The 22,252-nt window shown below is 65.5% G+C and carries 23 protein-coding genes; 2 read left to right on the top strand and 21 right to left on the bottom strand.

Annotated features, from left to right (window positions below; all coding sequences use genetic code 11):
• Positions 1–27 precede the first annotated feature (27 nt).
• The 8 genes from arsH to ACP7C5_RS17715 all read right to left on the bottom strand — a co-directional run bounded on the left by arsH (position 28) and on the right by ACP7C5_RS17715 (position 6,370).
• Positions 28–768 (bottom strand): arsenical resistance protein ArsH, encoded by a 741-nt coding sequence (gene arsH, locus ACP7C5_RS17750; RefSeq protein WP_426265270.1) that lies wholly within the window; start codon positions 766–768, stop codon positions 28–30.
• On the bottom strand, positions 765–1,208 hold the full coding sequence (arsN2, locus tag ACP7C5_RS17745; protein WP_426265269.1) for an arsenic resistance N-acetyltransferase ArsN2: 444 nt from the start codon (positions 1,206–1,208) through the stop codon (positions 765–767). Before arsN2 ends, arsH begins: the two co-directional genes overlap by 4 nt.
• Positions 1,209–1,245: 37 nt before the next feature.
• Positions 1,246–1,785 (bottom strand): arsenate reductase ArsC, encoded by a 540-nt coding sequence (locus tag ACP7C5_RS17740; RefSeq protein ID WP_426265268.1) that lies wholly within the window; start codon positions 1,783–1,785, stop codon positions 1,246–1,248.
• A complete protein-coding gene (locus ACP7C5_RS17735; protein WP_426265267.1) occupies positions 1,782–2,135 on the bottom strand; it encodes an ArsR/SmtB family transcription factor in 354 nt (117 codons plus the stop codon). Before ACP7C5_RS17735 ends, ACP7C5_RS17740 begins: the two co-directional genes overlap by 4 nt.
• Positions 2,136–2,208: 73 nt before the next feature.
• Positions 2,209–2,568: a hypothetical protein gene (locus ACP7C5_RS17730; protein ID WP_426265266.1), complete on the bottom strand. Its 360-nt coding sequence runs from the start codon at positions 2,566–2,568 to the stop codon at positions 2,209–2,211.
• A gap of 232 nt (positions 2,569–2,800) precedes the next feature.
• On the bottom strand, positions 2,801–4,807 hold the full coding sequence (locus ACP7C5_RS17725; protein ID WP_426265265.1) for an FTR1 family protein: 2,007 nt from the start codon (positions 4,805–4,807) through the stop codon (positions 2,801–2,803).
• Positions 4,808–4,927: 120 nt separating this feature from the next.
• Positions 4,928–5,614 (bottom strand): ZIP family metal transporter, encoded by a 687-nt coding sequence (locus ACP7C5_RS17720; protein WP_426265303.1) that lies wholly within the window; start codon positions 5,612–5,614, stop codon positions 4,928–4,930.
• A gap of 90 nt (positions 5,615–5,704) precedes the next feature.
• Positions 5,705–6,370, bottom strand: a complete 666-nt coding sequence (locus ACP7C5_RS17715) for a cation transporter (protein ID WP_426265264.1) — start codon at positions 6,368–6,370, stop codon at positions 5,705–5,707.
• 67 nt (positions 6,371–6,437) lie between these two features.
• On the opposite strand from ACP7C5_RS17715, the gene ACP7C5_RS17710 reads away from it, so the two are divergent.
• Positions 6,438–6,842 (top strand): MerR family transcriptional regulator, encoded by a 405-nt coding sequence (locus ACP7C5_RS17710; protein ID WP_426265263.1) that lies wholly within the window; start codon positions 6,438–6,440, stop codon positions 6,840–6,842.
• A 131-nt stretch (positions 6,843–6,973) separates the two neighbouring features.
• On the opposite strand, the gene ACP7C5_RS17705 is transcribed toward ACP7C5_RS17710, so the two are convergent.
• The 8 genes from ACP7C5_RS17705 to ACP7C5_RS17670 all read right to left on the bottom strand — a co-directional run bounded on the left by ACP7C5_RS17705 (position 6,974) and on the right by ACP7C5_RS17670 (position 16,515).
• Positions 6,974–7,363, bottom strand: a complete 390-nt coding sequence (locus ACP7C5_RS17705; protein ID WP_426265262.1) for a copper-binding protein — start codon at positions 7,361–7,363, stop codon at positions 6,974–6,976.
• A gap of 17 nt (positions 7,364–7,380) precedes the next feature.
• Positions 7,381–10,518, bottom strand: a complete 3,138-nt coding sequence (locus tag ACP7C5_RS17700; RefSeq protein WP_426265261.1) for an efflux RND transporter permease subunit — start codon at positions 10,516–10,518, stop codon at positions 7,381–7,383.
• Positions 10,515–11,984, bottom strand: a complete 1,470-nt coding sequence (locus ACP7C5_RS17695) for an efflux RND transporter periplasmic adaptor subunit (protein WP_426265260.1) — start codon at positions 11,982–11,984, stop codon at positions 10,515–10,517. The genes ACP7C5_RS17700 and ACP7C5_RS17695 overlap by 4 nt, the downstream gene beginning before the upstream one ends.
• The gene (locus ACP7C5_RS17690) at positions 11,981–13,219 is read right to left on the bottom strand and encodes a TolC family protein (protein ID WP_426265259.1); all 1,239 of its coding nucleotides are present in this window, start codon (positions 13,217–13,219) and stop codon (positions 11,981–11,983) included. Before ACP7C5_RS17690 ends, ACP7C5_RS17695 begins: the two co-directional genes overlap by 4 nt.
• A 417-nt stretch (positions 13,220–13,636) precedes the next feature.
• The gene (locus tag ACP7C5_RS17685) at positions 13,637–14,005 is read right to left on the bottom strand and encodes a hypothetical protein (protein WP_426265258.1); all 369 of its coding nucleotides are present in this window, start codon (positions 14,003–14,005) and stop codon (positions 13,637–13,639) included.
• A gap of 124 nt (positions 14,006–14,129) precedes the next feature.
• Complete coding sequence (locus ACP7C5_RS17680) at positions 14,130–15,470, bottom strand: cation diffusion facilitator family transporter (protein WP_426265257.1); 1,341 nt, start codon at positions 15,468–15,470, stop codon at positions 14,130–14,132.
• Positions 15,471–15,483: 13 nt separating this feature from the next.
• Complete coding sequence (locus ACP7C5_RS17675) at positions 15,484–15,750, bottom strand: metal-sensing transcriptional repressor (protein WP_426265256.1); 267 nt, start codon at positions 15,748–15,750, stop codon at positions 15,484–15,486.
• A gap of 15 nt (positions 15,751–15,765) precedes the next feature.
• Positions 15,766–16,515 carry a helix-turn-helix domain-containing protein gene (locus ACP7C5_RS17670; protein ID WP_426265255.1) on the bottom strand — a complete coding sequence of 250 codons (750 nt, stop codon included), beginning with the start codon at positions 16,513–16,515 and terminating at the stop codon, positions 15,766–15,768.
• 92 nt (positions 16,516–16,607) lie between these two features.
• Here ACP7C5_RS17670 and ACP7C5_RS17665 point away from each other — a divergent pair, with 92 nt between their 5' ends.
• Positions 16,608–17,267 carry a class I SAM-dependent methyltransferase gene (locus ACP7C5_RS17665; protein ID WP_426265254.1) on the top strand — a complete coding sequence of 220 codons (660 nt, stop codon included), beginning with the start codon at positions 16,608–16,610 and terminating at the stop codon, positions 17,265–17,267.
• Positions 17,268–17,339: 72 nt separating this feature from the next.
• Here the strand turns inward: ACP7C5_RS17665 and ACP7C5_RS17660 are convergent, their stop codons facing one another.
• From ACP7C5_RS17660 to ACP7C5_RS17640, 5 genes are all read right to left on the bottom strand, one after another.
• Positions 17,340–17,783, bottom strand: a complete 444-nt coding sequence (locus ACP7C5_RS17660; protein ID WP_426265253.1) for a DUF411 domain-containing protein — start codon at positions 17,781–17,783, stop codon at positions 17,340–17,342.
• Between the two features lie 93 nt (positions 17,784–17,876).
• Positions 17,877–18,323 (bottom strand): DUF305 domain-containing protein, encoded by a 447-nt coding sequence (locus tag ACP7C5_RS17655; protein WP_426265252.1) that lies wholly within the window; start codon positions 18,321–18,323, stop codon positions 17,877–17,879.
• A gap of 74 nt (positions 18,324–18,397) precedes the next feature.
• Positions 18,398–18,973: a c-type cytochrome gene (locus tag ACP7C5_RS17650; protein WP_426265251.1), complete on the bottom strand. Its 576-nt coding sequence runs from the start codon at positions 18,971–18,973 to the stop codon at positions 18,398–18,400.
• A gap of 64 nt (positions 18,974–19,037) precedes the next feature.
• The gene (locus ACP7C5_RS17645; RefSeq protein WP_426265250.1) at positions 19,038–20,258 is read right to left on the bottom strand and encodes a copper resistance protein B; all 1,221 of its coding nucleotides are present in this window, start codon (positions 20,256–20,258) and stop codon (positions 19,038–19,040) included.
• A complete protein-coding gene (locus tag ACP7C5_RS17640; RefSeq protein ID WP_426265249.1) occupies positions 20,255–22,210 on the bottom strand; it encodes a copper resistance system multicopper oxidase in 1,956 nt (651 codons plus the stop codon). The genes ACP7C5_RS17645 and ACP7C5_RS17640 overlap by 4 nt, the downstream gene beginning before the upstream one ends.
• Positions 22,211–22,252: the final 42 nt, after the last annotated feature.

The following is a 22,252-nucleotide window of genomic DNA, read 5'->3' as shown; positions in this document are numbered from 1 at the left end:
GCAGCGGCGACTCCTGTGAACGGATGGTTATCGGGCGATCGCGGCCGCTGCGTGATCGTCACCTTCGACCTGCCTGCCGGTGGCCTTTCTTTCGGAATAGCGATCAACCAGTTCCGCAGCGTGAGGGCGCATCAGCACCGTGATGCGCACCAGTTCCTCCATCACGTCGACAATGCGATCGTAATAGCTCGACGGCCTCATGCGGCCGTTCTCGTCAAACTCGTTGTAAGCCATCGCAACCGACGACTGGTTGGGAATGGTGAACATCCGCATCCATCGGCCGAGCAGGCGCAGCGTGTTGACCGCGTTGAACGATTGAGAGCCGCCCGATACCTGCATCACCGCCAGCGTGCGGCCCTGTGTCGGCCGCTTGCCCTTCAGCTCCAACGGGAGGTGGTCGATCTGAGCCTTCATGATGCCGGTGACTTGACCGTGCCGTTCCGGGCTGCACCACACCTGGCCTTCCGACCACAAGGACAGCTCCCGAAGCTCGTGGATTGCGGGATGATCGTCGCCTGGCACCTGGTCAGGAAGCGGCAGGTCGGACGGATCGAATATTCGCGTCTCCGCGCCGAAGAAGCGCAACAGACGGGCGGCCTCCTCCACAGCGAACCGTGAGAAGGAGCGTTCGCGCAGCGAGCCGTAGAGCAGCAATATGCGGGGCGGTGGTTGATCGGCGCCGATGTCGGCCGCCGGTCGCCGGTAGGCGAAGCCCGGCTCGAACGCAGGCATATGATCTGGATCGGGAAGGTCGCGGATGCGGGTCATGTGATGCTCAAAGATTTGATCATGTAGGTGGCGCTTGCCGGACAGAGAGTGGAGAATTCCGCCGTCCCCGCAATCGCTGGCGGCGCTGTTGCCCGATCGGCCTCCTGATAGCCGAGCCCGCCAAAGAAGCGCGCCGCCGTGGTGGTGAGCAGATGCAGGCGCTCGACCTCGCCACGGGCGGTGGTTTCGAGGTGCTCAACCAGCGTTCGGCCGAAACCCTGCCTGCGGCGGCTCGGCAGCACGACCATGGACCGGAGCAGGCGGTCCGGCCCCGGCCCTTCAAGACCGATATACCCGATCAACCCGATCTCGTCTGAGAGCCCGAACAGCAGAAGGCCCGGGCCATCGATGCCCGCAGTCGGCAATGCCGCCGCTTCGAGTGCAGTGCGCAAGATGTCGTTGGCGCCGGGGGGAACTGAATAAAAGCAGGTATCGCTCACGCCCTTGCCCTGGCTTCATGCCATGCGCGCGAGCGCTTCACGACTGCCCCTCCACCGTCTCCGCTTCGGTGGCAGCCAATTCGTCATGGATGGCCTGGAGACGTTGCCGTATCGCCAGGGCAGGAACTTCGCGGTCGCGGATCGGCAACTCCACGAGCTTGCCGATGCGCCGCGACAATGCGTCGTGCACGGCTTCGAACGCCGCATCCTCGGCGGCTTCTCCGCCGTCCACCCCCGCCGGATCGGGAAGCCCCCAATGTGCCTTGACCGGATGACCCGGCCAGATCGGGCAAGTCTCACCAGCTGCGTTGTCGCATACGGTAACCACCACATCGATCCGGGCCGCGTCCGGGCCCGTGAATTCGTCCCAACTCTTCGAGCGCAAACCCTCGATCGGATAGCCATGGCGTTCGAGCAAGCGCATCGCGCCGGGATGGACCTGGCCCTTGGGAAAGGAACCAGCCGAAAAGCCGCAAAAGCGCCCTCCACCGAGCCGATTAACGATCGCCTCACCGAGAATCGAGCGGGCGCTGTTGCCGGTGCAGAGTATCAGCACATTGGTCGTGTCAGTGCTCATGCCGTGCCCGTAACATCACAGTGGCTGCGAAGGACGACCTCGGCAAGCGACGCGCAGATTTCGGGCGAACCGCCACAGCAATCCTGCATGAGATATTCCAGCAACTCAGCCATGTCCCCGTAGCGTGCAGTGTAGATGATCGAGCGGCCTTCGCGCCGGTTCTCGATAAGGCCGGCATTTGCGAGAATGTTGAGGTTCGCAGACAGCGTGTTTGCGGGAACGTCGAGGTGGCGGGCGATCTCGCCCGCCGGAATACCCTCGCGTCCCGCCTGAACCAGCATTCGAAAGGCCGAGAGTCGGCCCTGGTGAGCCAGCGCAGAGAGGGCAGCCACGGCAGTTTTCATTTCCATACTTCTCCTCTAGCGGAAATGATGTGGCCGACAAGCAGCGCCCACCGACCACCCCGCAGCCGCGCCCCTGCTCCTACCTCCTCGGCTTTTGTTTGATCTCGAACGACCCCGCAGGGCCCTTCTCGAAGGTCTGCTTGCACGCATCCGGTGCAGCAGACTTGAAGGGACAGAGCAGCGTTGCCGACTCAATAGTCACCGTAAGCGGGTTCTTGGGCGGCTTGTGAAAGCTGCAGGAAGCGCTGCGCATGCCCGCCAGGGACAAGCTGCTCTTGCCGTTGCTCAGTATCCGCGGCGTGTCGTCGCCACCGAACGTGCTGACGTGGCAGATGATCTCCCAGTTTCCCTCACCGGTCGCAGACACGGTGCTTACGTCGCTCGGCGCGCCAACGGCGCAAGCCGGACCGGCCACGAGCGCCGCTGTCAGAAGCAGCATGTTCAAGTTCCGCATATTATGTCCTCCCCATCACCAGTCGGCAAATCCAACCAATGATTCTGGAATAGCGGAACTATGGAAATGATCAATGCCGTTGACTGCGAACCGTGTAGCCGCCGCCCTGCCGCTATCCGCTCCGTCTAAGCGTCAGTTGCTCCAGGCGTTCGTAGATACTGCAGGTGGAAGGCCGCCGGCGCCATAACGTGCAAGCTTCGAAGGAAACGCGTTCCGCTCAGGCGTCGGCGCGCATGTGCGGGCGGCGGTTCCACGCGAACCCGGCAACGATCGCCGCCAGCATCACCAGCTGAGCCGAGAGGGACTGCCATGTCGGAAAGACGCCGAGCATCGAGATCCTGGGCGCGCTCACCAATGGCGCGATGTCGATGACGCCGGCCTCCTGGAGCGCGGCCACGCCCTTACCGGCCAGTACGACGGTCAGGATCGCCATCAGCCAGGCGCTGTAGCGAAAGAACTGCGCGACCGGCAAAGTCCGGCTGTATCGCAACATGGCCCAGGCAATCGCCGTCAGCATCAGGCAGGCTGATCCGGCGCCCGCGAGAAGCACACCGCCATTGCCCTGGGTCCATAGCGCCGCATAGAAGAGGATCGTCTCAAAGACTTCGCGGTAGACGACCACAAACGCCAATCCGAACAGGAACCACCCCGAGTTGCCGGGGACCGCGCGCGACATCTTCTCGTGAATGTATCGCTGCCACCGATCCGCCTGCGACTTGCCGTGCATCCAGATGCCGACCGACAGCAGAACGACTGCCGCGAACAGCGAACCGAACCCTTCGGTCAGTTCGCGGCTGGCGCCGCTGATGCCGATCGCGAAGGTCGCGACCGCCCAGGTAAGCGCGCCGGCGAGGAGCGCACCGACCCACCCGGCATGAACATAGGGAAGATCGGCGTTGCGCTCGGCCTTGCGAAGGAATGCGATCATGGCGACCACGATCAGCAGCGCCTCCAGACCCTCGCGCAGGAGGATTGTGAACGCGCCGAAGAAGGTCGATGCGCTGCTTGAAGCTGACGGAGCCAGCGCCGCCTCGGCATCGTCAAACAACCCGCCAAGGACCTGGATGCGGGTTGCCAGATCGCTCGACGGCGCCCCGTGATCGACCGCTGCGCGATACTCACCCATCGCACCCTCGATCCGGTTCATCAGCGTCGCGTCGCGCGCGGTCAGTGTCGGTTCGATAGGTTCGAACCCATCCAGATAGGCCGAAAGGGCAAGCTCACGAGCCTGCTTACGGTCCCCGGTCCGATACGCGGCAAGGCTCGCGGCGAGCTTGTCACGCGCAACGAGCAGCGAGCCCGGCGCCTGTCGAACGACCGCTTCCGGGCGCCGGCGCAGATAGGCGATCACCGCATCGGCTTTCGCTTCGCCAATCCGGGCGGCGAGGGCGGTCGGCGTCAGGGAAGTAAGTGTCTTCAGGTCTGGAACAGCGCCGCGAAGTGCCGGCTCGCCTTTCCATAGTCGCTCGCCTTCCCGTGCCTGGGCCTCAGTGAAGGCGAACCCGCCCGCGCGAAAGGCGAGTGCCCAGCGGTCCGGGTCAGGCAGGCCGGCGAAGCTCTGCATCGCCGTACCATCGAGGCCCTGGGTGATGACCTGATACAGCGCGAACGGGCTGCGCTGCCGTGCGCGGCCGAGATCGGTGAACGCAATGGGCGGGGTTGCGAGCTTCGCTGCGTTCGGGCCGTGGCCGTCGCCCGCCGCGCCGTGACAGGCGGCGCAATTCGTTGTGAAAAGCGCCTCGCCGCGCGCCACGTCTGGTGCGGTATTGGGCGCGAGCGGCACGGGATAGGCAACGAGAAGGTCGGCGGCGATGCCATGCGCCAGGCGCGCGATCTCGGCCGGCGACGCCTTGCGCGCCACGGCCTGCTGCAGATTCTTCGCCGCCTCGATCAGTCCGGCCCGTTTAGGGCCCTGCGCAAGCCCGGACATTCGGGTTGTCACCGAGGCAGCGAATTCGGTCATCTCGGCATATTCGGAGGCGCTCTTGATCCTGCCATCGCCGACGGCGCCGCCATAATCGACAGCCATATAGTCGAGCAGGCGCCAGGCGGTCTGGACGTCATCTACTTGCGCACTGGCGGGCGCGACAGCGCCGAACAGCGCGATGAACAGAGCAATGAGCGCAAGCGCGACCGTGGTGGCGGCGCGGAAAGTTGGCCGTCGGCGCGCAACCCTGGAGCAATCGGCGCCCGGCGCCGCACGCAAGTGTAAGGCCATGATCATGTGCGACGCGATACAGTCTCTAGCGACTATAGGGTCAAGCAGTTTCTCGCTACAGATTCGCATTAGCGTGTTCCGCCGGCGTCATCCCCAACTGGTCATAATTTTACCGGCTCGGGACGATCAGGCGATCACTTCCTCAAGCAGCAGCAAGGATAGGAAGCCGACAAAGAACATGGCGCTGATGAGCGGGCTGTCCGGCTTCTGGTGCGCTTCGACCAGCAGCTCCTCGGTCACCAGATAGAGGAGCGCGATCAGGCCAAAACTGAGAAACCCCGTAATCACCACCGGCGGAAACAGCGCAACGGGCGTAGCCAATAACGCACCCAGCGGCATCAGAAGTCCGATTGCCGTGGTGATGGCGACGACCTTCACCTTCGATTGCACCGACTCGCCAAGGCCCTCGGTGACGGTCACGCCGAGGAAAAGCACTTCGAGCGTCAGCGCGATCGTGAGCAGCAGCCCTGCCTTGGCGCCAGCGATGAAGGCGAGTCCAAGAACCAGGCCGTCGATGAGGATATCGGTGCCAACCGCACCAAGCATCCCGAGCGGTCCCCCAATTCGACCCTCGATCGACTTGAGCGAGAGCATGGCGACGACGCCGAGCGCGCCGCCGATGAGCGTCGCGAGCGGGGATGCGCCGTGCATCTCCTGCGGCAGGATCTCGACGGCGGCAGCCGCGAACACGACCCCTGCCGCCAGGTGCTGAATGGCACTGGTGAGCGCCGGCCCGGGCTTGCGCAGCACGGCGACGACGGCGCCGATGAACACGGCCACCACCGGCATGATCGTATAGGGAAGTGCCGTCATCATGTTCCGGTGCCGATCGCTTTCTGATCGAGAGGATAGTCAACGCACCATCGCCGCTGCCACGCAGCGATGTTCGGCAGTCCCGTCACATCAGTTTGGGAGGTTCGCGACTTCCTGCAGGGACACTTCTGACCTGACAGAATTTCGCTGCCCCAGCTCGCTGAGCGCCTGGCGAAGGATTTGAGTTCCGCCGACGATGCCGAGCGTCGCCATAATTGCTGCGACGATGAGATCGGGCCACTGGGTGCCAGTCCCGACCACCCCGGCGGCGGCAGCGAGGACCGCAAGGTTGCCGATCGCGTCGTTGCGGGAGCAGATCCAGACCGATCGCATATTCGCGTCTCCACTGCGGTAGCGGTAGAGCATCAGGGCGACGCCGCCATTCGCGAGCAGAGCGAGCAGGCCGACCGCCCCCATGGTTCCCGCACGCGGCACGCCGTCGCCCAGCGCGCCGACTACCGTCGTGACCAGCACATAGATGCCGAAGAAAAGAATCGTCCCGCCCTTGAGGACTGCCGCGCGAGACCGCCATTGCAGAGCCATGCCGGCAACACCGAGGCTGATCGCGTAGTTCGCGCTATCACCCAGAAAATCGAGCGCGTCGGCCTGAAGCGATCGCGAGCCCGAAGCGACCCCGGCGACGATCTCGCCAGCGAACATCGCTAAATTTATCGCCAGCGCAACCCACAGGACTCGCCTCCACCTGTTGTCGGCCAAGGCATCGATAGTGTCGGAGGCACAGCTGCTGCAAACCACGAAATGACCTCGACTAATAGCGTTCGCGCCCCATATGGACCTTGAAGCCACTACAGGGTCAAGGGCGATGGAAGCACTGACGATCGGACGACTGGCCCGCGCCGCCGGCACCACTCCGGAAACCGTGCGCTGGTACGAGCAGGACGGGCTGATGGCCGCGCCGGCGCGAAGCAGCGGCAACTACCGCGTCTATGGATCGGACGATCTCGCCCGGCTCAAGTTCATCCGCCGGGCACGAGAGCTCGGCTTCACGCTCGACCGGGTCAGGGCGCTGCTCGACATCGCCGCCGACCGCAGCCGCGACTGCGCCTCGGTAGACGCGGTCACCAAGGACCATCTCGCCGAGATCGATCGCAAGATCGCGGATCTCAAGGCACTACGGCGTGAGGTCGCAGGCCTAGTCGCCAGCTGTGACGGTGGCACGGTCGACGACTGCCGGATCGTCGAGGCACTTGGCGCCCGCGCCAACTGATCGCGACTGGCCTGCGGGAATGGCGGTGTTTTGATCAAACACCGCCATTCCCGGCACCTTGCCCAAGCCGAAATTTGTCGTCAGCTGTTCGGACGCATGTCAGCCTCCTCGCGAGCTAGCATCGGTCAAAATTACTGCTTGTGGATCGCGGTGACTTCGTCCGCGCTGCCTGTCAGCGTGACGTCGAAATCCACCTTCTCACCGACCTTCGCCGGATCGGTGATCGCGGGGGCGGCCTTGAACGTCATGGTCATCGCCGGCCATTTGGCTTCGGGGATCGGGCCATGATCGAGCGTGATCGTGCCCGCCGTCTTGTCGATCGCTGTGACCGTGCCGTGGCCCTTGGCCTTGATTGCGGTCTTGGCGGTAGGTGCCATTGCCATATTGCCCACTTCGCCGCTCATGGCGGCGGTGGGCACCGCCTGGTTGGCCTCGGCCGCGACCGAAGTCTCCGCCTTCTTGCCGCACGCAGCGGTCAGGGCGACGAGGCCGAGGGCGATGGTCAGTCGTACATAGTGCATGGTCTTCTCCTTGCAGGTTAAACGGGTTGAGCAATTGGCTTGGTCTTCGGCCGGCGCAGCAGCAGATAGGCTGCGGGCAGGACGAACATGGAGAGCAGCGGCGCGGTCAGCATGCCGCCGATCATGGGGGCGGCGATCCGGCTCATCACTTCGGAGCCGGCACCCGAGCCGAGCAGGATCGGCAACAGACCCGTGAGGATCACCGCGACCGTCATCGCTTTGGGCCGGACGCGCAGCAGCGCGCCTTCGCGCACTGCCGCCTCGACCTCGGCGGCGTCCGGATCGGCGTCGCGCTCCTCCAGCGCATTCTTGAGGTAGATCAGCATCACCACGCCGAACTCGGCCGAGACGCCGGCTAGCGCGATGAACCCGACGCCAGTCGCGACCGACTGGTTGAAACCGAGCAGGTAGAGCGTCCAAATGCCGCCGGTGAGCGCGAACGGCAGCGTGCCCATGATGAGTGCCGCGTCGTCGAACCGGCCGAAGATCATGTAGAGCAGCACGAAGATGATCAGCAGCGTCGCCGGTACGACCAGCTTCAGCTTGTCGACTGCCCGCTGGAGATATTCGAACTGGCCGGAGTAGGCGATGCTGACGCCGGGCAAGAGCCTGACCTGTTTCGCCACCGCCCGCTGCAGGTCACCGACGACCGAGGCGAGATCGCGCCCGCGCACGTCTACATAGACCCAGGTCGAGGGCCGGGCATTCTCGGTCTTGAGCATCGGCGGCCCTTCGGCGATCGAGATATTTGCCACCGTCCCCAGAGTGATCTGCTGGCCCGAAGGGGTCAGGACCGGCAGCGCGCGCAACCCTTCGAGGCTGTCGCGCAGCTCGCGCGGGTAGCGCACGCTGATCGGATAGCGGGCGAGGCCCTCGACCGTTTCACCGATCGTCTCGCCGCCAATCGCACCCGAGACGATCGACTGCACATCGGTGATGTTGAGTCCGAACCGCGCCGCTGCGGCGCGGTCGATATCGACATCGACATAGCGCCCGCCGGTCAATCGCTCCGCGAGTGCCGAGCTGACGCCTGGCACCGTCTTGGCCACCGTCTCGACATCGTGCGCGATGCGGTCGAGCTGGGCGAGATCGGCGCCCGATACCTTGACCCCGATCGGACTCTTGATGCCCGTCGCCAGCATGTCGATGCGGTTGCGGATCGGCGGCACCCAGACATTGGCGAGACCGGGGAGCTTCACCGTGCGGTCGAGTTCCTCGACCAGCTTGTCGGGCGTCATGCCCGGCCGCCACTGGTCGCGCGGCTTGAACTGGATGGTGGTCTCGAACATCTCCAGTGGCGCGGGATCGGTCGCGGTCTCGGCGCGACCGGCCTTGCCGAACACGCTCTCGACCTCGGGCACGGTCTTGATCAGCCGGTCGGTCTGCTGGAGCAGTTCAGACGCCTTCGCAGCCGACAGGCCAGGTAGCGCCGAGGGCATGTAAAGCAGATCGCCCTCATCGAGGTTGGGCATGAACTCGCCGCCGAGCCGGGTGAGTGGCCAGGCCGTGGTCGCGAACACTAAAGCCGCGATCAGCAGCACTGTCTTGGGCCGCCGCATCGTCCAGTCGATCGCGGGGCGGTAGAGGTTAGTCAGCCAGCGATTGATCGGATTGGCCTGCTCGGCGGGAATGCGGCCACGGATCAGCCAGCCCATCAGGATCGGCACCAAGGTCACCGACAGGATCGCCGCCGACGCCATCGCATAGGTCTTGGTGAAGGCGAGCGGCGCGAACAGCCGGCCTTCCTGCGCCTCCAACGTGAACACCGGAATGAAGGAGAGCGTGATGATCAGCAGGCTGAAGAACAGGGCCGGCCCGACTTCGGCGGCGGCTTCGGTGATGACGATCCAGCGCATCTCGCCCTCAAGATGCTGGCCGGGATGCTCCTGCTCCCAGCGTTCGATCTTCTTATGAGCATTCTCGATCATGACCACGGCCGCATCGACCATCGCGCCGATGGCGATGGCGATGCCCCCCAACGACATGATGTTGGCGTTCACCCCCTGGAACCGCATCACGACGAACGCGGCGAGCACGCCCAATGGCAGGGTCAGGATAGCAACCAGTGCCGAGCGGACGTGCCAGAGGAACAGGCCGCAGACGATCGCGACGACGATGAACTCCTCGATCAGCTTATGGGTGAGATTCTCCACCGCACGATCGATGAGCTGAGAGCGATCATAGACCGTCACCACCTCAACGCCTGGAGGCAGGCTCTTTTTGAGATCGGCGAGCTTGTCCTTGACCGCGGCGATCGTCTCGCGCGCGTTCTTGCCCGAGCGCAGGATCACCACGCCGCCCGCCACTTCGCCCTCGCCGTTCAGCTCGGCGATCCCGCGCCGCATCTCGGGGCCGATCTGGATCGTGGCGACCTCGCCGAGACGGACGGGCACACCGCGGGCAGCGGTCCTGAGCGGAATCGCCCGGAAATCGTCGAGCGTCTTCAGATAGCCCGAGGCGCGGACCATATATTCTGCCTCGGCCATCTCCAGCACCGAGCCACCCGATTCCTGATTAGCCTTCTGGATCGCCTGGACCGCCTGGGCGTGGGTGACGCCGTAGGCGGCGAGCTTCACCGGATCGAGCAGCACCTGATACTGCTTCACCATACCGCCAATGCTGGCGACCTCGGCGACGCCGGTTACCGTCTTCAGCTCGTAGCGCAGGAACCAGTCCTGAAGCCCGCGGAGCTGCGACAAGTCATGCCGGCCGCTCCGGTCGACCAGCGCATACTCGTAGACCCAGCCCACGCCGGTGGCGTCAGGACCGAGCGCACTGCGAGCACTCGCCGGCAAGCGCCCCTGCACCTGGTTGAGATATTCGAGCACGCGGCTGCGCGCCCAATAAAGGTCGGTGCCGTCCTCGAAGATCACATAGACGAAGCTGTCCCCGAAGAAGGAATAGCCGCGCACCGTCTTCGCCCCTGGGACCGACAACATGGTGGTGGTGAGGGGATAGGTGACCTGGTTCTCGACGATCTGCGGCGCCTGGCCGGGATAGGAAGTGCGGATCACGACCTGGACGTCCGACAGGTCGGGTAAGGCGTCGATCGCCGTCGATCGCACCGCCCACAGGCCCGCGGCGGTAAGCATCACCACACCGATCAGGACAAAGAAGCGATTGCGGACCGACCAGCGGATGAGATGGGCGATCATTGGCCCGCCACTTTCGCCATACGCCGGATCGTCGGTCCTGCCGGCGGCTGGTCGAAGCCGAAGCGGACGCGGTCTCCCGTCTTCAAACCCCGAGCTACGCCCGCATCGGGGAGCTGGAAGGTCATCGTCATCGCGGGCCAACCGATGGCGGGCACCGGCTCGTGGCTCAGCGTCACCGAAGTGGCGGTGATCTGCTCGATCTTGCCGACAGTCTCGTAGAGCGCGGCCCCTGCCTTCGCCTTTGGTGCAGGCGTACGGCTGCCGATCGGCTGCGTTTCAATGCCCGACAGACTCGCTTCCGAATCGAGCAGGAACTGACCCGATACGACGATCCTGTCGCCCTCGGCGAGCCCGGCGAGGATCTCCGTCTTTCCTCCCGCTTCCCGGCCGATCCGTACCTCGGCCGGCCGGTAATGACCGCCTGTCCCGGCGACCATGATAAGATCGCGCTTGCCGGTGCGAATGACCGCCTCGCTCGGGACGAGCAGGCCGGCGCCGCTGTCGCCGCCGAGATGGACGGTCGCGAACATGCCCGGGCGCAGCCGCCCGCCGCGATTAGGAAGCTCGATCCGCACCGTCAGCGTGCGGCTGTCGGCCTGTGCGGTCGGCAGGATCGCGATCACGCGCCCGGTCACGCTTTCGCCCGGCAATGCGGTCAACTCGGCGGTGACCGACCGCCCAAGCCGGACCAGCCCGGCCTGCGCCTCGGGCACCGCAGCGTTGAGCCATACGGTGCCGAGCCCCGACACCTGAGCAAGAGTCTGTCCCGCCGCCAGGGTCATTCCGGCGCGCACGTCGAGCGTCTGGATCACGCCGCCGATCGGACTGCGCACCGTCGTCATGCCCCGCCCGCTCGCGCCCTGTGCGCCGAGCAGACGCAGCCGCTCCCGCGAGGCGGCGATCAGCGCCGCATCCCCGGTCCGGGCCACAGCCCGCAACTCCGTCTGGGCGCCGCCCCACTCGGGCACCAGAATGTCGGCGAGCGGCGCACCGGCGGCGATGACGTCGCCGGGTGCGCGCGCATAGACTCGCTGGACGAACCCGGCCGCCCGCGCCTGGACGATCGCGACATCGCGCTGGTTGAAGTCGATCGCGCCGGTGACGGTGAGGTCGGACCCAAGCGCACCGCGTTCAACCGACACCAGACGGATGCCGAGGTTCTGCACTGCCGCCGGATCGACCCTGACCCCCGGCGCCCCACCCGAGGTTCCCTCATCGGCATATTTGGGGATGGTCTGCATCCCCATCGACGACAGGCCGGGCCCGTCATGGTGCTCGGCCGGGATCATCGGATCATACCAGTAGAGTATCTTCTTGCCGGCGGACGACGGTGCCGTGGACGACGCGGAAGTGGATGATGGTGCAGTCAGCCGCGCTACGCCGAACCCGATGGCGCCGCTGGCGATGATCGCCAGCACAACCGCACGCCCGGCTGCAGTCCGCGGGATCATATTTCTCGGGGTCATCGCGCTTCGCTCCGATAGGTAAGAGTGAGGCGCGCGCCGTCGATCGCGACCAGCGCTTCGCGATCGAGGGTCGCCAGTGTCGCATCGACAAGAGCGGTATGCGCGTCGACGACATCGACCAGGCTTGCCCGTCCCGCGCCGTAGCTCGCGGTCTCGAGATCGACCCGCTCGCGCGCCAGCGGCTCAAGCGTTTCGCGCGATCGCATCCACTGCGCGTGATGCATCGCATGATCGGCAAGGGCGGCGTCGAGCGCGGCGACCAGTCCGCGCGAGGCATCCTGCTGTTCGGCCCGAACCCGTTCTGCTTCCGCCTGGCGCGCGGCGATCATCGGCTCCTGCCGGTGTCGCTTGAACAACGGCAGCCCGATCGTCACGCCGGCCGACACATAATCGCCGAACCGCGGGTCGCGGCGCGAATAGCTGACATCGACGCCAAAGTCGGGGCGTCGCTCCGCCTGGGCGAGCCGTACATCAGCCTCTGCCTGGCCGATTCTCGCCCTGATCATTGCAATCGAAGGGTTGGTGTCGAGCGCGGCATGAAGCCGCGCGCCGTCCACTGCAAAGTCCGGCACCGACCCCTCAACGGCCGGCGCCGCATCTCCGGTCCAGCGGGTGAGATCGGCCCGAGCCCGCGCAACGGCAGAGACAAGCTCGTCGCGCCGGTCGTCGAGTGCTGCAAGCGCCTGGCGCCCGGCCAGCACCTGCGCCGGCCGCGCCCCGCCTGAAGCAACTGCAGCCGGCGTGGTGTCGACCAACCGGCCGAGATGAGCGCGCACCCCGTCGAGCGCCGCCAGGCGCCGCTCGGCATAGGCGAGGGTGATCCAGGCAACAGCCGTTTCGACTTCGACAGTCCGCGCCTCGGCCACGGTCTCTGCATCCGCGGCCACGATATCGCTGTCGGCACGCGCCTGCTGCGCATGGCGCTTGGCGAGGTTGGGAAAGTCCTGCGACACGCCCACGCGCACCGCGTTGAAATCGTCCCGAGACGGCTCGAACGCGAGCGGACCCGACACCGGAAAGCTGTCGACGCCGACCGACAATTTGGGGTCGGGCAGCGCGCCGGCGGCACCGCGCGCAGCACGGCTGGCATCGGCACCGAGCGCCTTGGCATGAAGCGATGGCGCGTTGGCGCGGGCACGGGCGAGCGCCTCGTCGAAGGTGAGAGGGCCGGCCAGGGCCGGGGCCCCGAACGATGCGGACGCGACCAGCGCGACGCAAAAGACGAAGAGTTTCATACTGGGTTCCCCCGATCGCGACCGTCTGAGCGGTCGGTTGGCCGGCGGGGCGAACCCCGCCGGCCGGTCGCTACGATCCGACGATCACGAAGCGCGCGGTGAGCCGCACGCCTCGGGCTGGATTCGCATCATCGCGCAGTCGCACGATGCCATCCGATCAGCGTCGGACCCGACCCAGACCCGCCGGGGTGGGTTCAACGGTGCGCGCGGACCCGCCTGGGTTCCGGCGCGCCATTCGAAATGACCCGCGCCGGCTGTTGTTGCCTGGGAGGTCGAGGCGAGGGCGGGAGTGGCGGAAAGAATGGCGGCGACGCCAAGGGCGGCCGCAACGAGACGATTCGACATGATGATTTCCTTGATATGAACTGGATGATCGATCGCGCGCTTACGAAGCGGCGAATCGACGGATTCCGGGTGTCAGATCAGGAAACTGGGAGGGTCTGGTTCGGGACCGTAGGAGCGACCGACGAGGCGTGTGACGTCTCGCGGTGCTGGTGCGGCGCGAACGAATGGATGTACGGTGATCGCGAGCATCGCGGGTTCAAGTGCACTTGCAGTGAGGCAGCCCATCGCGGCGATGCACTGCCAGGTCAGCTTCTTGCACGGCGCGCCGTCCGAAGACGGCTTCGTTGCCATGTCCTTGCAGTCCATTCCCGCCATCGCCGCCTGCTTTGCCGCTGGGCTGGACATCACCGGCGCCATCGCCATTGCCGTTGACTGGCCGGCAAGGCCGACCATGGCGAACGTCAGCAGAAGAAGGCGCAGGAAGCGGATCACATCGGCCAAAATATAGTCGCGGGGTGACAAGTCAATTCGCGCCGGCAGCGCCGCCGCCTGCCCCGTCCGTTTCGGGTGCGTATGCGTCCCATTTGTCGCAAAACCGCGCGGCCATTCCGGACACCGCCGCCGCTCAGTGAGCGTGGCCGGCGGGTTCATTCATCCGGAACTGCAGTGCATCGGCACGATCGCCAAGGATCAGGTGCAACACGGCATCGAATTCGTGCGGCTCGGCGGGCGCGGTCTTGCTGTCGAACCGCAGCGCCTCCCCCGAAGCCGGATCGAGCCACAATTCCTCATCCCCTGAGCCCGGGCGCTGGATCGTCACGCTTGCCTTGAGGCCCGGGACGGCATGCGCAAGTGTGAGGCGCATGCGCTCGCCTTGCGGCGTGTCCACGATCGTGAGAACACCCTCCGCCAGATCGCTTCGAAAGCGGAATGGCTCCGGTGCGTGGTGATGTGCAGAGGATTCGATCGCGGCGGTTGCCGCCAGGTCGGAGGTTTCGAACGTGACATTGGCGGTGCGCAGCGCCGGCATGTGCTCCAGAAGTTCGCGCTTGAGACTTCGTGCGATCTCCATCGCTTCAGAAAGGTTGAGGCCGTCGTCGACGACGATGGCGACGTCGGAATGGAGCCTGTGCCCGATCCAGCGCGCCCGCGCGTCAGTTACTCTGGTGATGCCGGCCACATGTTCGGCGGCGTGGCGGATCTCCTCGGTGACGCCAGGGTCCACCCCATCCAGCGTGCGCGTGATCACGGCCCGCGCCGACTGCCAGACGATTCCGAGAATTGCGATGGTGATCAGGAGGCCGATGATGGGATCAGCGAGCGGGTAGCCGAACCAGACGCCGATGGCGCCCAGCACGACCGCGAGGGAGGTGAGGCCGTCGGTGCGCGCGTGATAGCCGTCTGCGATCAGGGCAGCGCTGTTCATTTGACGCCCGACTCGGATGCGAAACACCGCGACGATCTCATTACCAGCGAAGCCGACCAGCCCGGCCGCGACCAGCCAGCCGAGATGACTGACTGGATGAGGATGAATCAGCCGCTCGACCGCCTGATAGCCCGCGACGACCGCACTGAAGAGAATGATGAGGACGATCAGGATCCCAGCCAGGTCCTCAACGCGACCGAGCCCATAGGTGAACGTCTTCGAGGGCTTGCGTCGCGCGAGCACGAAGGCGACCCAGAGCGGGATCGCCGTCGTGGCATCTGCGATGTTGTGGATCGTGTCGGCGAGAAGGGCGACGGACCCCGATAGCAGGACGACGCTCAACTGCAGGCTCGCGGTGATAGCCAGGATCACGAACGACCATTTGATGGCCCAGATGCCGCGGTCCGACGTGGTAAGCGACGGATCGATCACGCCGTGCGTGTGACCATGACCCTCGGCACCGCCGTGGTGATGGCCATGATTTCGGTCGCCAGAAGTTGATTGGTCTCCGAAGCCGAGCCAGTCGCGAAGGGTGGTCATAGCGTACTGGTCCTCAGAGATATTTGGTGAGCGACTTGAACTCGCGAAGCGCCTGCTCCGCGCTCATGCCGCCATCGGCAACTGCATCGGCGATGCAATGCTCCATATGGTCGTGGATAAGTGCCCGCTTCACTGTCCGGATCGTGCTCTCGACCGCCTGCAATTGCTGCGCGAGATCGAGGCAGGACCGCCCGTCCGTCAGCATTGTCAGGATCGAAGCGAGATGGCCCTGGGCCTGATTGAGGCCGCGACGGACCTCCGGATCGGATGCGTGTGACATGCACCCCCCTACCCCCTAGGGGGGAGGGGGTAAAGGCCTTACAGCGGCGGCCACCATCGTTCCCGCAACGGTCTTCGGTGTCACGCCCATGAAACGCCTCATGGTCCGGCCGAGATGCGCCTGATCGCTGAACCCCGCGAACATCGCGGCGGCGGCGATGGATTGGCCTTCGCTCAGTGAACGCAGGGCAGACTCAAGCATGAACCACAGCCGCCACTGCGCCAGAGGCGCGCCGAGCTGGACTGCAGCCAGCGCCCGCAGCCTGGGTCCGGACAGGCCGACAGCCTCGCCGGCTGCGGCAATACCGGCCCGGTCGGCTGGCCCATGGGCCAGGATGCGCAACGCATCCCGAAGGCGTGCGTCGAGCGGCGGAGGAGAGCAATCGGCGGCGAGCCGGGCAAGGGTCTCGCCGAGGTCAGTGGTATCGCGGAGGTGCGCGGACAGCGCCGTCGGCGGGAGGATGAGGTCTTCGCGACCGAAATCGGCCCAGGCGCGGCCGAGGGGGCTGAAGGACTGGATGTAGATCACGCGCACCGGCGCACCGGTGGGCCGGACGGCATGAAGCAGGCCGGCGGGGATCAGGATCGCCGGCCCGATGCGCGCGCCGGCAGGCCCATCGACCTCGACCGGCTTCGAGATTCCGACGATCATCTGGGCGGCAAGATGACGATGGGGCCTGACATCTCCGCAGCGTCCCTCGAACCACGCCCAGCCGTCACCGAGGCGAGTCTCGCCGGACCAGGCATGATCGAAGTCAGCACGCATCGCCCGTCGCACTCTGCCCGAAAAGCCCGGGGCAAGCGAACCGTTCAAGACAGACAGGGCCGCTGACCGCATGAGGGCCTTGGAGACAGGCTATGGCTGACGAACCCGACTTCGTGCCCGCGCTGGGTCGTTCCGGACTTACCCGGGACTATGACCGGGTGATTGCGGTGATGACACGCGAGCGCCGGTGGCGCGCCGCGTTGCTTGGTCTCGTCGCGCCGGCAGCGGGCGAAGTGATCGTCGATGTCGGTGCCGGCACCGGCTCCCAGGCGATCGCGATCAAACAGATGGCGCCGGGCGCGCGCGTGATCGGGATCGATCCGGATCCCGCCGTCCTTGCGCTGGCGCGAGACAAGGCCAGAGTCGCGGACGTGGAGATCGAATGGATCCAGGGCTTTGGCGACAAGGTCGATGTCCTCGTCGATGTCCCAGCCGACAAGCTGCTCTCCAGCCTGGTCCTGCATCAATGCGACCTCCCGGTGAAATCGGCGATCCTGCAGGCAATGGCGCGAACGCTCCGCCCGGGCGGCCTCCTGGCAATCGCGGATTATGGTCTGCAGCGGACCTTGCTGATGAAATTGCTTTTCCGTCAGGTTCAGGCGCTGGACGGCTGGGAGCGCACCGGCCTCAACGCGAAGGGCATCCTGCCACAGCTCATCGCCGACGCCGGCTTCGACAAGGTCGCGGAAGTTCGCGTCGTCCAGACGCCGACGGGCTCGATCTCGCTCTACACCGGACGCAAGCCGGCCTGATGCCGACCAAGGGGCGAGGGCCGGATCACCGGCAAGCCGCCTGTTGGTCAGCGCGGCGCCGATGACGGCCGCTCAGCCATGGTGCGCGAAGACCCGGCGCACGCCCGGCCCAAAGGCGATGACGTCATAGGCTTGCACCTTCATCCCCGCCATCTCCATGCCCGGCGACCCCATCGGCATGCCGGCCACGGCAAGGCCGGTGACGCCCTTTGGATGCTGGGCGAGCACGCGCTTCATGTCGGCGAGGGGCACGTGCCCCTCGAAGGTCATGCCATCAATAATGGCCGTGTGGCACGACACGAGGTCGGCGGGCACGCCCGCGCGCCTGCTGAACGCGGCTCGTGCGGCGTCGTCGATGATCTGCACCTGCCGCCCGAACTGGGCACGCACCTGCGCTGCCCATTTCTCGCAGCACCCGCATCCGGGATCGCGGTGCACGGCAATCGGGGTCCCGGCAATCGCCGCGGCTGGAAGCGCCATCGCAAATGCGGCAGCGATCGTTCTGAGACTGGTCATGCTGATTCCCTTTGTCGTTTTACACTCCCGCCCGAACTGCGGGGCAGAGAGGCAACTTGTCCATTGTCGTTCGCCGGTCCCGGCGCGCCACCATTATCTGCGAGCGAGGATCGCTTTCATCTGGTCGATCTCCTGGCGCTGCGACCGGATGATTCCGTCGCACAGCGTCTTCACTTCCGGGTCGCTGAGCGAGGCTTCCCGGCACATCAGGATCGCGCCCGAATGATGAGGGATCATCGAACGGAGGAACTCGGAATCGCCGATCGTCGTCTGGGTGCGGATCAGCGTGAAGCAGCCGAGGAATATCGCGACCGATCCAGCGAGTAGCGCCGCGTTGACCGCCCTGGAGGGGAACATGTGCCGCATCGCGAGGACCATCAGCACCACCATCGGCGCCACCATCATCAGCGTCATGTAGAACATGTTGAGGTTGTTGTAGAAGCTGCCAAGCCCGTCGATCATGACGAACATGACCAGGTACATGATCGCACCGCCGACGAGCGTCTGGAGTGCGAGGCTTGCATAGGCGTTTTTCATCATCGCTCCGGTCCTTTCGGTTCCATTCCTCACCGATCGCGCAACATGGCACCCCGGTGCCGGTGCGGTCAGATGCCTCACTTCATCCCCGGCATGTCCTTCATCATCTCGTCATGGTCAGCCGGCGCACTCGCGACGGCCTTTCGATAGGCGTCGGGCGACAGTGAGGGCAGCTTCCGGATGAAGGCGACCATGTCCCAGATCAGCGGGTCGGGATGGGTCTTTCCCCAGGCGGGCATCGCGCTCAGCTTGACGCCGTGCTTGATGATCCAGAACTGCTGCTGCGGGTTGAGATCGTTCGTCCTGGCGAGTTCGGGCGCCTGCGGATAGAGACCCTGGCTGATCTCGCTCCGCTCGACGCCTGGTCCGAGATGGCATCCCGAGCACATATTGGCATAGAGACCGGCGCCGACCGAGATCCGTGCCGGGGAAGCAAGATCTGCCGGCGGTGTGATATCCCTGGCGCGCACGGCGATCGAGCGGTCACGCAGGGATTGCAGAAGTGCATAGACACCGCGCGTATGCGGTGCGTCGGCGCCGATATTATAGACGCCGAACCAGAGAAAGCCGCTCGCGGCGATCACAAGCATAACCGCCAGTGCCGCCACAAATGACAGGCTCGGCAGATGGTAGCGAAGTCTGTCCCGGTTCATTGCCATCTCCCTTGATCATCCAAGCCCCGGCCGATCAGGCGATCGGTCATTTCGTGCTCACGCCTCAGAACCAGAACCGAATGCCGGCCACGAGGTTGGTGGCCCCGGCGTCCCGGCCGTCGAGCCGCGCATAGCGCGCGGTTTGCCCGACCTTGCGATCCCACGAGACACCGACATAGGGGGCGAACTGGCGGGTTATCTCGTAGCGCAGCCTGAGGCCCAGCTCAGCGTTCGACAGCCCGGATCCGGTGCGGGTCTCGGGCACATCCTGCGCCGCGAGGTTCAACTCCACGCGCGGCTGGAGGATCACCCGCTGCGTGATGCGCTGATCGTAATAGCCCTCAAGCCGGCCGAGCAGCTCTCCCTTGTCCGACAGGAACAGGGCACCTCCGACCTCGAACATATAGGGCGCGAGCCCCTCGAACCCGATCGTCGCATAGGTCCGGGTCGGCGACGGCTGGAAGTCGTGCTTCACGCCCGCCTGCAGGTTGAAATAGGGCCCGACCGCACGGCTGTAGAGCGCCTGGAGCTCGGCGCTCTCGACGCCCTCGCCCTCGGTCTTGAGCGTCAGCCGATTGATGTCACCGCCGAACCACGCCTCGCCGTCCCAGCGATAGCCGTCCCTGCCGTTGCGGAACTGGACCTCGGCCAGGTTGAACATGACCTGGTGGAAATTCTGCCCACCCTGCTCGCGCATCATCATGGAGCGGGACCGGCCCATCTCGTTCGGGGGGAAGAACCGATCGGAATAATGGTCCATCGGCGCTGCGGGTGCAGGCGCGTTGCCCGCAGCAAGCGCTGTGCCGGTCATTTCCATGCCGTACATCGGCATGCCGGGCGTGGCCGAACCGGGCATCGCCATACCGGGCATGGAGTCCATGGGCCTGGCGGTCTGGCCGGCGCTGCCCTCCATCCCCGGCATTCCGGCCATGCCGTCCTGGGCCGGCGCGGGTTTGTCGCCCGACATATCCATGCCCGGCATGGATCCATGATCCATTCCCGGCATCGCATCATGGCCGGCGTGCCCCGCCGCAGGGACAGCGGCTGGGGCGGAATGCTTTGCGACGGGTTTCGCCGCCGGCTTGCGCGCGGAGCGCTTTCTGGCTGCCGGGGTCGCGGCCGGTGGTCGCTTGACTGTGGGTTTTCGGGCGGGCGGCTTCTTGGCAGGCATGGGCATCTTCATGCCCGGCATGTCCATACCCTGCATCGACTGTGCTGACGCTGAGGCAGGAACGGTGAGCCCGAGCGCGGTCCCCGCCGCGAGCGTGATCAGGAGCCGGCTCATGCCTGGCCTCCCTTGGGCCGCACGCTTACGACGCGCATCATTCCCGCCATCATGTGATAAAGCAGGTGGCAGTGGAACGCCCAGTCGCCGACCGCGTCAGCCGTGAAATCGAACGTTACCTTGCCGCCCGGCTGCACGATGACGGTATGCTTGCGCGGCGCGTGATCGCCGTGCCCGGTGACAAGTTCGAAGAAGTGACCATGGATGTGGATTGGATGGCCCATCATCGTGTCGTTGATGAGGTTCACGCGCACCCGCTCGCCGAGCACGAAAGGGAACGGCTCCATCGTGTCCGACATCTTCACCCCGTCGAACGACCACATGAACCGTTCCATGTTGCCGGTGAGGTGGACGTCGAGCGACCGTTCGGGCGCGCGGACGTCGGGATTGCGCTCCAGCGCCATCAAATCCTTGTAGACCAGGACCCGGTGGCCGGCATCCTCGAGGCCCTGTCCGGGCTCGCCGGTACGGTCCATCGGCATCGGCGCGATCGTCTGGACACCGGGATTCTTGTCGACCTGCGGCGCCGCCGAGAAGTCGCGCATCTTCATCGAACCCATGTCCATCGCCGACGTCGCCCCGCCTGGAGCGGGCGCTCCGGCGGTGGCGCCGTGGTCCATTCCGGCCATCTGGCCGCCGGCCGGTGGCATACCAGCCATGCCCGGCATCGCCCCCTGGTCCATCGGCGGCATCGACGGGGGGGTCGCAGCGTTCATCGCCATGGCGCCTGCGGTGGCGAGCCGTGCTGACGGGTTCTGCTCCGCGGTCGGATCGACGCCGCGCATGCCCGTCATGCCGCCCGACATGTCCATGCCCTCCATCCCGGGCATGTTCGCCATGTCCATGCCCATGTCCTTCATCGTCGCGACCGGGCGCTTGCGCAGCGGCGGCACTTCGGCGGTCATGCCGGCACGAGGGCTCAGCGTTGCACGCGCCATGCCGGAGCGGTCGATCGCCTCGCCGACCAGCGTATAGGCGCGGTCCTCGGTCGGCGTGACGATAACGTCATAGGTCTCGGCGACGCCGATCTGGAACTCGTCGACCGTGACCGGCATGACATTCTGGCCGTCGGCCTGGACGATCGTCAGCCTGAGGCCGGGAAGCCTCACATTGAAGGTCGTCATCGACGACGCGTTGATGACCCGAAGCCGAACGCGCTGGCCTGGCGTGTAGAGTGCTGTCCAGTTGTCCACCGGCCCGTGACCATTGACGAGATAGGTATAAGCAGGCCCGGTCGCGTCCGAGATATCGGTCGGGTCCATGCGCATGCGGCCCCAGTCGAGCCGGTCCTTCAGGGTCTGGTCGCGCCCTGAGAGAAGGCCGGCGAGCGTCTGCCGCTGAAAATTGAAGTGCCCGGGATCAACCTTCATCTTGCGATAGATCGCCTCTGGCGACATCTGGCTGTGGTCGGACAGCACGATGACATGTTCCCGGTCCGACTGGATCGGATCGACGCCCGCCGGATCGATCACGATCGGGCCGTAGTGGCCGAGCTGCTCCTGCATCCCGGAATGGCTGTGATACCAATAGGTGCCCGACTGCCGGATCGGGAATTCGTAGGTGAAGGTGGATCGCGGTTTGATGCCTGGGAAGGAGACGCCAGGCACACCGTCGAACTGGGTCGGCACAAGGAGGCCGTGCCAGTGGATCGAGCTCTCCTCGTCGAGGTCGTTGACGACGTGCAGGCGCACATTCTGCCCTTCTCGCAAGCGGATCAGCGGCGCCGGAACAGTGCCGTTGATCCCGATTGCCCGCGAGGGTCTCCCGTCGATCATCATCGTCTGGCGCGCGATCCTGAGCGTGATGTCCTCGCCCGATACGACGGGCAGCGTCGTGGCCAGCCCTTCGGACACGGGCCGTGCCCAGGCGGGCATCCACGCCGCCAACGCGGCTGCGCCGCCCGCGAGCGAGGCCCCGCGAAGCAGTTGGCGGCGGTCGAATAGGTCGTTCATTGCTGCTCCGTCGCCGGCGGCATGCTGGCCGTATTCGGTTTA

The sequence above is a fragment of the Sphingomonas sp. PWP1-2 genome (assembly GCF_049898305.1).
Taxonomy (GTDB): Bacteria; Pseudomonadota; Alphaproteobacteria; order Sphingomonadales; family Sphingomonadaceae; genus Sphingomonas; species Sphingomonas glacialis.
Note: the sequence above shows the minus strand (reverse complement) of the source record. Positions and strands in the feature narration are given on the sequence as shown.